Origin of the sequence: Pseudoalteromonas sp. GABNS16E, from assembly GCF_028598715.1 — a bacterium.
GTDB classification, from domain to species: domain Bacteria; phylum Pseudomonadota; class Gammaproteobacteria; order Enterobacterales; family Alteromonadaceae; genus Pseudoalteromonas; species Pseudoalteromonas atlantica.
In genome coordinates this window covers 1-11,124 of sequence record NZ_JAQREZ010000084.1, presented here as the reverse complement: position 1 = coordinate 11,124, position 11,124 = coordinate 1, and the positions used below count along the sequence as shown (strand labels likewise).

The window sequence follows — 11,124 nt, the reverse complement described above, 5'->3', positions numbered from 1 at the left end:
CTACTTGCTCAACAATAGATAATTTAAAGCCTAATGTATAATCTCGCTGAGTACGCTTGACGTCTTTAGTTTTAGTGGTTTTCATAAAATAAGTCCTAAATGTGTAAACACATTTCAGGACAAGACAGACTAATAATGATCAAAAGCCCGATTTTATCGGGCTTTTTTGTGCGCTAAAATAGTGGGGCTGATATAGCCGGTATTAAGACGAAATACCGGCCACCAAACCATTAACTTAACCTTTCTAATGTGATTGTGTTTTACTATTTAAATAATCAGTGAGCGCAAATAATACGCCAGAGCTTACAAAGGTGATATGGATAATCACTTTCCAAAATAGCTCATCACTTGAATGAATATTAGAATTAATAAATACCTTTAAAAGCTCAACCGCAGATATGGCAACAATTGCGCTAATAAGCTTCATTTTTAAGCCAGAGAAACCAACTTTTCCCATCCATGACGGCCTATCTTCGTGGCCCTCAATATTAAGCTTTGAAACAAAGTTCTCATAACCACTAAAAATAATAATAAGTAATAAACCAGCCAGTAAAGCGGTATCAACGAGGGTAAGTATACCCACCAATAACTCTTGGTTTGTTGCACTAAAAGTGGCAATACCCATTAAATAAAGTTGCTTAAAAAACTTTATTAATAGCAATATAACAGCAAATAGTAGGCCTACAAAAAACGGGGCTAATAACCAGCGCCCTTTAAATATAAACGACTCTAAGCCCTGCTCTACTTTGTGTATTTTACGAGGCGTACTGGTTGGTTTTGCTTGGTGTTCTGACATTAACTTATCTTTTTATAAAAAAGCGACCTTAGCTTATAATTTATTACAACACAATTACTTATATAATTATTTAAGCGTAATTTACTCATCTTGACGATAAAAATTTTTCGTTATCTTTTATTTTAATTTCGATTAAAAATCACTACACCAACAGAGTTGTTCTGCATTGGGCACTATTTAAATACAGCTTTAAAATGTATTTAAATCGTTAAACCATTTATTTAGGAATCAACAAATGAATAAAGCATTGCTAGCATTAATAGTTGCACCACTTTTTGCTGTATCTGCAACGGTTGCAATCGCAGACGATGCACCAGTAGCTTCTGCACAAACAATTAAAGAATACACAGATATGTGTGTAAATTGGGCTAAAGATGATGATGTAAGTAACGACGATCTATTTGGCTATGTTCTTCAATGCGTTAATGATGAATTAGAGTCTGAAGGCTACAAAAAAGTATCTACCGTAAAAATCTAAACAATAAAAATATGCGGCTAATAAAGCCATTGCGACGCATATAATCATAAAAAACCGGAATGACACAAGCTGTGCATTCCGGTTTTTATTTGTCTTAAACTAGATTAATTTTAAGGTTTATTCAGCTTCTTTTTTTGCTTTAGGTTTAGCTGGCGATTTTTTTGCAGCCGCTTTCTTTTTAGGCGCTGCTTTTTTCTTCGCTTCTTCTACCCATTTACCCGCTTCATAGTGAGCAGTCCAGCCTGTGGCTTTTCCGTCAACTTCCGTCATCACGTATTGCGCTTTATTTTTACGGCTATAACGTACTACGGCTAAATTACCATCAGGATCTTTTTCTGGCGCATCAGCTAAGTAATAAAACTTAGGTGAAATACGCTCTCTAAAACGCTTTAGCTCAGCCACTTTTGGCGCTCGCGTCTCGCGTGATTTAGGGAAAGTGTTAGCCGCCAAGAAAATACCTGCAGCCCCGTCACGTAAAACAAAATAAGCTTCTGACTTTTCACATTCAAGTTCAGGTATGTGCACAGGATCTTCTTTTGGTGGCGCAGCTTCGCCGTTTTTAAGTAACTTACGCGTATTTTTACACTCTTCGTTGTTACAGCCAAAATACTTACCAAAACGGCCCGACTTAAGCTCCATGTCTGAGCCACATTTATCACATTCGATAATAGGCCCATCGTATCCTTTAATTTTAAAGGTACCTTGCTCAACGATATATCCTTCACATGCAGGGTTATTACCACAAACATGTAATTTACGGGTTTCGTCTATTAGGTAAGAGTCCATAGCCGTTTCACAGATTGGACAGCGCTTCATTTGCATTAATGTTTCAGTTTCAATGTCCTCAACATCTGCCGCAACCGCTTCATCCCCTGATACTAGGTTCATAGTGGTTGTACAACGCTCTTTAGGCGGTAAGTTATAACCTGTACACCCTAAAAACACCCCTGTAGATGCTGTTCGAATACCCATTTTTCTGCCACATGTAGGGCAGTCAATGTCGGTTTCGACCATTTGATTAAGGCGCATTCCGCCTTGCTCTGGCTCATCTTTGGCTATGTTTAATTGCGTAGAAAAATCAGCATAAAACTTATCAAGCACTTGGGTCCATACACGCTCGCCTTCGGCGATATCATCTAAACGACCTTCCATTTTTGCTGTAAAGTCAAAGTTCATTAAGTCAGTGAAGTTTTCAACCAAACGGTCGGTAACAATTTCGCCCATTTTTTCAGCGAAGAAACGACGGTTTTCTACCCGTACATAACCACGGTCTTGAATTGTTGAAATAATTGATGCGTACGTAGATGGACGACCAATACCACGTTTTTCAAGCTCTTTTACTAAACTTGCTTCACTAAAGCGCGCTGGCGGTTTAGTAAAGTGCTGCTTAGGGTCAAGCTCAATTAAACTAAGTACTTCGCCTTCTTTTACTGCTGGCAGCGATTGATCTTCTTCATTCTTTTTACGTACCGCAGGTTGCACTTTTGTCCAACCATCAAAGCGAAGTACTCGCCCTTTTGCTTTTAGTTGAAACTCATCAGCGGCCACAGTAAGTGTTGTTAAGTCGTACTCTGCAGGCACCATTTGACAGGCAACAAACTGACGCCAAATTAATTCGTACAGTTTTTTGGCATCGGCATCAACACCTTCAACATGCCCAGAAAGTACAGTTACACTTGAAGGACGGATCGCTTCGTGCGCTTCTTGTGCATTGCCTTTAGAGCTGTAGCTAATTGGGTCTTTAGGTAAGTACTTTGCGCCAAACTCTTGGGTTACATAATCACGACACATTTCAACTGCATCTTTTGACAGATTAGTTGAATCGGTACGCATATAAGTAATGTAACCGCCTTCGTAGAGGCGCTGTGCAAGCATCATTGTTTTTTTAACGCCATAGCCTAAACGTGTACTGGCGGCTTGTTGCATGGTTGAAGTAATAAAAGGCGCACTTGGGCGGCTTTTGCTTGGTTTTTCTTCAACACTTATTACTTTATATTCGGCTGTCTCAAGGCTTTTAACTGCGGCTGTAGCCTGAGCCTCATTTACCGGCTTAAATGGCTTGTCAGCTTGTTTAGTGACTTCTAAGCGTAATTGTGACTCAGTATTTTTAACATCGGCGTGTATATCCCAAAACTCTTCTGGAATAAACGCTTTAATTTCACGTTCGCGCTCTACTAATAAACGTACCGCAACCGATTGCACACGCCCAGCAGAAAGCCCGCGCGCTACTTTAGCCCATAATAATGGCGATACCATAAAGCCAACTACACGGTCTAAAAAGCGGCGTGTTTGTTGTGCATATACCATGTCGGTATTTAGCTCACCTGGTGTTTCAAACGCTTGTTGAATCGCATTTTTTGTAATTTCGTTAAATACAACGCGTTTATATTTTTCAGGCTCACCACCAATAATTTCTTGAAGGTGCCAAGCAATTGCTTCCCCTTCTCTATCCAAATCCGTTGCGAGATAAACTTGGTCTGCATTTTCGGCCAGCTTTTTTAACTCTTGAACTACTTTCTCTTTACCTGGCAAAATTTCGTAATGTGGCTCCCACCCTTTTTCAGGATCAATACCCATACGTGCAACTAAGTTAGTGTAATCTCGTTGCTGTTTATACGCTGCCTTTTCTTCAGGCTCCATTTTACGAACTTCAGCTGGCGTTTTAGTCGCCGGTACTTTAGCTTTGTTCGAACCTGAAGTAGGTAAATCACGCACATGTCCAATACTGGACTTTACGATGAAGTCTTTACCTAAGTATTTATTAATTGTTTTAGCCTTAGCAGGTGACTCTACAATTACTAGCGATTTGCCCATAGTTGCCTATTTCTAACCAAATATTTAAATGTGTTTTGCCGACATAAACGGCGCGAATATTTATAGGTATATCTACAAACACCTATTGTTACAAGCTTTTAATACAAACTTTTCAGTATTTACTGAATAAACAAACAATTTTTGTTGTTAAATTATACAAACCGGTGTTTTTAAAATAATTGCTGTGGAATATATAGAACACAAATAAAAAAGCCAACCTTAAGGTTGGCATTTTTTACATTCTACCGATTATAAATCGTCGGTTACGCTAACAGAAAGCGTACTTTCTAACCCTGAAGGCGCTTCGGCAGTAATGGTTAAAATACCATTAAACTGCTCATTTCCTCCATCTAAGTCTTCACGCGTAATACCAAACGATAAACCAACAGGCACAATACTTGTTGTATTAGGGTAAGTGTAATTATCACTACCTGTTAAAATACCATTGTCTGTGTCAATAGAGATGGTTGTTTCAGCAGGCATTGGGTTGTTATATATATCTGCTATAAATACCGTAAGCCCTAGGCTAGCAGTGCCTGATGCAGTTTGAGTTAAATCTATTGCATCAACCTGACACATTATTGCGCTAGTGGGGTCGTTTTGCACACGGCGAACAAGTGGACTTGCAGGGTCGCTGTTTACACGTACCTCTGAAGCGGTTGCACCCGCGATAGCAGAACAATCATCCGCGTATGTAACTAGCCTAAAGAATGCAGTATCACCCGACATTACGATTTCTTGGTTTTGAAATACATTAACCATTTGACGACTACAAATACCTGCAGCTTCGTCTTCTTCACGACACAGTAAGCCGTTGTATAGGCCGTTTTCTGTGGTCCATGTACCATTGCCATCAAAATCGACAAATTCTTCAAACTCATCACCGGTTGAGTTATCACGTGAACAGGGGTCGGTTCCATCATTACAGTCTTTACCGCCATAGGTGCCATCTTCATTGTTATCGATAAAGGCTTCTGGAATATCAAATAAATCATCAAAAAAATCTTCACTGTCAAAGTAGCCGTTGCCATTTAAATCAGAAAACGTTTCTTCACCAATTGCATAAGCATGTACAGTGGCACGTCCACCTAACGGTAAATCTACCGTTAAGTCATTATTTAAAATTCCTAATGGGCATGGTAAGCCACCATCACACTTTTGCGTAATGGTATTTTCATACATAGAGTCAGTAAACGGGCGTGGGTTACTGCTGGTCCACGTTACGCTACACGTACCATTGGTTGTTGTACAACTTGGCTCTATTACGCCCCCTTCTGTGATAAAGCTAACAGCTGTTCCATCTGGCACAGGGTTGTTAAAGTGATCAGCTAGGCGAGCATTAACCGATACCGTATTACCATCAACATTTAACGCATGAGGGTTAAATATTGAACGCGATAGCGAAAAGCTATTTTGATCAGCAATGCCTGTACTAATTACAAGAATATCTGAAGGGGCGGTCACAATAACCGTATCGCCATCTACGTCTTCTTCGCTAGATGCGATAACACGCACAGACGTAGCAATTGAGCCCGATTGAACTGAGGTAGTCACTTCACCGCTGGCATTAGTAATTGCACTGGCTGTGCCTAACGTTATACCACCGACTGCCGTTGACAGCTCAAAGTTAACCGTTCTTGAAGCTAAATCATTGCCATTTGAATCCACAAGTTTAAATGTTACTTCAGAGATTTCAGTTCTGTCAGCACCACCCGTACCTTTTAATGCAATTACTGGCTCAGTCACTTCTACAAATTGTAAAAAGCCAATATTGGCAGGTGATACATTTATAGTAGTACTAGCAGAAACCGTATCGCCACCGGTGAACACGGTAACCGTAATTATATCCCCACCCACACAAGTAAGCGGACGGTATGTAGAGCGTGCAAAGCCGCCAATACTGGTTACTGTTTCATCTATAAGTGCTTGGCCAGAGCCAACACAACCAGATGAAAATTCAACAGTAAGTGGTGTGGTATATAGCTCACCGTCTTTTGAGATTTCAATTGAAATAAGTGCTGTTGCACCTGCAGCTAATAGTTCATCGTCTGCAACCGAGCTGCTAATAGCAATTTCAACATCTACAGCAGCAATTTGAAATGCCTTAGTTAAATCGCTGTCGAGCACTGACACAGTAATTTCACCGGCGCCTACATCTTGACCTGGAACAATTGTTAGTAGCGCAACGCCATTTGAATCTGTTATAGCAGTACCTGTTGAAGGAGTAACAGATCCTATCGTTGTAGTTGCAGTAACTAATCTTTGTGCAAGTGGAGTTGTTGAGTTTTCATTCGTCACCTCAATGTATAAAATACCTGTTGAGTCACCCGAAATACTAGTTACCTCATCACACAATGATGAGTTTCGTGAAGTTGAAAAATCAGATGGACAATTTTGTAAAATTTTAAAGTCTATATCTGCAGAGCTCTGATTTGGGTCAATCGCGTCACCACGTGTATAAAACCCTATTGTCGCTTGAGCAGCTTCATATACAGCAGTAACCGTACCGGCACCTTCCACTGTTCCAGGAGCAAGATTTAATGTTGCTAAGCCATTTTCATCTGTTAAGGCGGTACCAGCACTTGGCAATAAGTTACCTAATGTTGAGCTGAAACTCACAACAGCTCCTACTACAGCTTCATTGTTTGAGTCTAAGACCGTGGCTTGAACTAAAGCGTTGTCATTTGCACTAACTTCGCTTGTTTGAGTTAACGTTGTTGAGGAAATCAAACTTAAATTAAGAGTGTAAGTGTCATCATCACCTTGTTCAGGAGCATCACCAGCTGTTGTAAAAGTAAAAAATTCAGAAGTAAAAGAATTACTATCTTCATCATTGTAAGTAGCGGAGATTGAACTAGCTCCGGCTTCAGTACCGGCTAATAAATCGATTTTTGCTATACCTTCCTCATTGGTCATTGCAGTACCATTTGAAGGGTTAATAACGCCCAAACCAGATAAGTTAAACTCTATTAATTTATAAGCCCCTGGCTCACCATCAAGTATTAGTTGCGCTTGTGCTACAGCAGGATTTTGAAAATCAACACTTCTAGTTTCTATATTATCACTCGATAGTAAACTAACTGTAATTTCTGCTTGTTCAATAATAATAGATTCAAAGTCAAATGCTTCTGAGCTGATTGTTTCACCATCGATTGTATATGAAACTATAACTTCTGATGCACCAGCTGTATCGCCAGCTAGTAATTCAATAGTAGCCACCCCTTCATCATTTGTTAAAACGCTTCCAGAGCTTGGATTAAGAATACCTATATCGCTAGCTAATGAGAAATTAACACTTTGCGAGATTACAGCCACACCTTCGTTAAGCAATGTAGCTCTTAACTCTAAAGGTACCAAAGAAGTTGTAGAATTTGATTGAGTGTCGGTACCTTGAGTGTAACCTTGAAGGGTTAAACTATAATCTGATTGATTGTCTTCATCGCCCTGTGATTGAAATGCAAACGTTGCACTGTAGACAACATCGTTCTGTGTATATATAGCTGTTACTTCACCAGCACCTACTGTAGTACCCGCGCTTAGCTCTACAGTCGCTTGGCCATTTGCTTGAGTTAAAGCTGATGATTGAGTCAATGAACCGACTTCATCTGCAAGTGTAAATGTTATGCGCTCACCAGAAATAGGGGTTTCATCAGAATCTAGTAGTGTGGCAGTTATATTTAACGGCGAATCGCTTGATACAATATTAGATTCACTACCGTCTGTTTGAGAATACCCTGCTACACTTACTGAGAAAGGATTTTCAACATCACTGTCTGAATCCCCTGTTGAACTGTAGCTGAAGCTATCTGTATATGAGGTACTATCGATAGTAAAAGTTGCAGTAACTTCTCCAGCTCCTTCAACTGTACCAGCCATCAGTTCAACAATAGCTATGCCATCACTGTTTGTAAGTGCGGAAGCTTGATTTAAAGCTCCAACATCATCTGCTAGAGTAAAAGTAATACGCTCACCTGAGACTGCATCGCCATCTTCATCTTCTAAAGTAGCTCTAAGCTCTAAAGGAGCAGCCGCTGTGACCGTGTTTGACTCAGTGTCACTAGATTGTAAGTAACCTTTTAAAGTTACCGTGTAAGTGGATGTTTCTGTAGTAGAATCGTCATCATCTCCGATGGTGCCGTCTTTTTCGATTGTTCCACCACCACCACAAGCGCAAAGCAAAATGCTAAATAGTGTAATGCTGAGTAGTCGCGTTAAAGGCATGGACCTCTCCCTAGCGTTGTTATTATTTACTAATAGTTGTTTACCTAATATTAACCTATAACTTAGTCTAATATCACAGTTTTTTGTCACTTTTTTATGTAAATAATTCCGCAAAGGCTATTTTTTTCTGTAGTAAATATTTCCTTGCTGGTAGTCTATGGCAAATTTGAAAAAATAGATTAGGGAATATGTCTAAAATACGTTCAATGAGTTTAACTACCCGTATCATGATTGGCATGGCACTGGGTATTGCAGTAGGCTTTTTATTTCAGGCTATATTAGCTGGTGAAGACGATTATCTAATTCCTCTTGGGTTATTCTCTTTGCCAATTAAAGCTTTTTTTGTAGATGGCCTTTTCCATGTTGGCGGACAAATTTTTATTGCCAGCTTAAAAATGTTGGTTGTGCCGCTGGTATTTGTATCGCTTGTGTGTGGTACGTGTAGCTTAAGCGATCCTAAAAAATTAGGCCGTTTAGGTGGTAAATCAATTGGCTTATATTTAGTTACAACTGCCGTGGCAATTACCGTAGCTATTTCACTGGCGTTATTATTTAACCCAGGTCAAGGCATTGCACTGCCATCAGATGCAAGCTTCAATGCTAAAGAAGCCCCTACCTTAGCGCGAGTGATTATCGATATGTTCCCTACTAACCCATTCGAAGCAATGGCTAAAGGGAACATGCTGCAAGTTATTGTGTTTGCGCTTTTATTTGGTGTATCAATGGCGCTAAGTGGCAAAGCAGGTAAACGTGTAGCCGCAGTATTTGAAGATTTAAACACGGTTATTTTAAAACTAGTAACGCTACTAATGAACATTGCGCCTTACGGTGTGTTCTTTTTAATGGCTAAACTTTTTACCACTATCGAAATGGGATTAATACTCAGCCTAGCTAAGTACTTCCTTGTAGTAGTGGCGGCGTTATTAATTCACGCGTTTATTAATTACAGTATTATTTTAAAAGTATTAACAGGCCTTAACCCGCTTACCTTTTTAGCTAAAATGAAACATGCGTGTTTATTTGGTTTTAGCACTTCAAGCTCAAGCGCAACTATGCCTATTACACTTGAAACTGCGACCAAAAAACTCGGCGCTAATAACTCGGTTGCCTCTTTTACTATTCCGCTAGGCGCTACCATTAACATGGATGGCACAGCCATTATGCAAGGCGTGGCAACAGTATTTATTGCACAAGTGTTTGCTGTTGATTTAACGATTTCTGATTACTTAATGGTTATTCTAACCGCAACGCTTGCCTCGGTAGGCACTGCGGGCGTGCCTGGTGTGGGTTTAATCATGCTTGCAATGGTACTTAACCAAGTAGGTTTACCAGTAGAAGGGATTGCAATTATTATTGGTGTTGACAGATTACTCGATATGACGCGCACAGCCGTTAATATAACGGGTGACTGTATGGTAACTTGTGTGGTTGCTAAGTCAGAAGGTAAATTAGATGAAACAATATTTAACGACCCGAACGCAGCTAAAGACTTAGAAGATTACCACAAATCTACTGAGTAATTATTTAAGCCCATAAAAAAACCCTTGCTAAGCAAGGGTTTTTTATTACCCATAATAACGTTTTATGGGTTCATTGCTTTAAAACGCGACATTAAATTAACGCCTGCTTTATTTACAGAGCTACTAAGCCCAATTGCTAACTTATCACTTAATCCTTTCTTAATTTTGTATTTTACTTTGTATATTTGACGCTCAGCTTGTTGCTCTAATAACGCATCATCACTGGTTTTAATTACATCAACTAAGCCCTTTTCAATTGCTTGTGTTGCAAACCAGTGCTCGCCCGTTGCCACATTATCAATATTAAGTGTTGGCCGTTGGCTGCTTACAAACTCTTTAAACAAACCATGTGTTTGCTCTATTTCATCACGAAACTTTTCGCGGGCTTTATCTGTATTTTCGCCGAACAAGGTTAACGTACGTTTAAATTCGCCTGCTGTAATTTGCTCAAACTCTACATCGTTTTTCTTTAAAATTTTATTAAAGTTAGGTATTTGTGCAATTACACCAATAGAGCCAACTATAGCAAAAGGAGCCGCTAATATTTCATCGGCCACACAGGCCATCATGTAACCGCCACTCGCTGCTACTTTATCAATAGAAACCGAAAGCTTAATACCTGCAGTTTTAAAACGCTGTAATTGCGATGCAGCTAAACCATAGCCATGCACCACGCCGCCCCCACTTTCTAAGCGAACTAATACTTTATCTTTCTCGGGATTAGCAATGGCAATAATTGCGGTCACTTCTTCGCGTAAGCTTTCAACTTCATGAGCGTCCATGCTACCTATAAAATCAATAACATATAGGCGTGGCTTCGGCTCATCATTTGCTGCTTTTTTGGACTCGACTTTTTTCGCTTTATGATGCGCTTTTAACTCTTTTTTAGTTAAAGTATTTTCTAAAAAGCTGTGTTTTAAGTCATCTAGTTGCTCAGACAAATCGTCTATTTCTATGGCTCCTTTTTTAGCTTTAGGCTTTACTGCTGAACCCACAATAAGAGTTAAAATAATTGCAATAGCAATAACAAAGGTAACCGTTTTAGCAAAAAACAAACCGTATTCGTATAAAAATTCCAACTGGTCTCTCCATTTATAAATTTAAGCTAATTTATCATGCTTTATAACAAAAAAAAGCCACTAAACAGTGGCTTTTCAAGGTTAATAAGTGTCTTGTCCTGAAATGTGTTTACACATTTAGGACTTATTTTATGAAAACCACTAAAACTAAAGACGTTAAGCGTACTCAGCGAGATTATACATTAGGCTTTAAATTATCTATTGTTGAGCAAGTAG

The 11,124-nt window shown here is 39.4% G+C and carries 6 protein-coding genes; 2 read left to right on the top strand and 4 right to left on the bottom strand.

Translation table 11 applies throughout. From position 1 onward, the window contains the following. Window positions 1–244 precede the first annotated feature (244 nt). Complete coding sequence (locus tag PSI06_RS19930; RefSeq protein WP_273604720.1) at window positions 245–796, bottom strand: TIGR00645 family protein; 552 nt, start codon at window positions 794–796, stop codon at window positions 245–247. Window positions 797–1,031: 235 nt separating this feature from the next. On the opposite strand from PSI06_RS19930, the gene PSI06_RS19925 reads away from it, so the two are divergent. Next, window positions 1,032–1,274 carry a hypothetical protein gene (locus tag PSI06_RS19925; RefSeq protein WP_273604721.1) on the top strand — a complete coding sequence of 81 codons (243 nt, stop codon included), beginning with the start codon at window positions 1,032–1,034 and terminating at the stop codon, window positions 1,272–1,274. A 117-nt stretch (window positions 1,275–1,391) separates the two neighbouring features. Here the strand turns inward: PSI06_RS19925 and topA are convergent, their stop codons facing one another. Both topA and PSI06_RS19915 read right to left on the bottom strand, forming a co-directional pair. Continuing rightward, window positions 1,392–4,088 carry a type I DNA topoisomerase gene (gene topA / locus PSI06_RS19920; protein WP_055253275.1) on the bottom strand — a complete coding sequence of 899 codons (2,697 nt, stop codon included), beginning with the start codon at window positions 4,086–4,088 and terminating at the stop codon, window positions 1,392–1,394. A 249-nt stretch (window positions 4,089–4,337) separates the two neighbouring features. Then, window positions 4,338–8,309, bottom strand: a complete 3,972-nt coding sequence (locus PSI06_RS19915) for a beta strand repeat-containing protein (protein WP_273605062.1) — start codon at window positions 8,307–8,309, stop codon at window positions 4,338–4,340. Window positions 8,310–8,497: 188 nt separating this feature from the next. Here PSI06_RS19915 and PSI06_RS19910 point away from each other — a divergent pair, with 188 nt between their 5' ends. Continuing rightward, complete coding sequence (locus tag PSI06_RS19910; RefSeq protein ID WP_273604723.1) at window positions 8,498–9,829, top strand: dicarboxylate/amino acid:cation symporter; 1,332 nt, start codon at window positions 8,498–8,500, stop codon at window positions 9,827–9,829. 62 nt (window positions 9,830–9,891) lie between these two features. Here PSI06_RS19910 and sohB read toward each other — a convergent pair whose 3' ends face one another. After that, entirely contained in the window at window positions 9,892–10,908 is a 1,017-nt protein-coding gene (gene sohB / locus PSI06_RS19905) for a protease SohB (protein WP_273604724.1), read from the bottom strand. Window positions 10,909–11,124 lie beyond the last annotated feature (216 nt).

Excerpts from the sequence above, each read along its gene's own strand:
- topA (WP_055253275.1), bottom strand. The coding sequence starts at position 4,088 with ATGGGCAAATCGCTAGTAATTGTAGAGTCACCTGCTAAGGCTAAAACA.
- PSI06_RS19930 (WP_273604720.1), bottom strand. The coding sequence starts at position 796 with ATGTCAGAACACCAAGCAAAACCAACCAGTACGCCTCGTAAAATACAC.
- PSI06_RS19915 (WP_273605062.1), bottom strand. The coding sequence starts at position 8,309 with ATGCCTTTAACGCGACTACTCAGCATTACACTATTTAGCATTTTGCTT.
- PSI06_RS19925 (WP_273604721.1), top strand. The coding sequence starts at position 1,032 with ATGAATAAAGCATTGCTAGCATTAATAGTTGCACCACTTTTTGCTGTA.
- PSI06_RS19910 (WP_273604723.1), top strand. The coding sequence starts at position 8,498 with ATGTCTAAAATACGTTCAATGAGTTTAACTACCCGTATCATGATTGGC.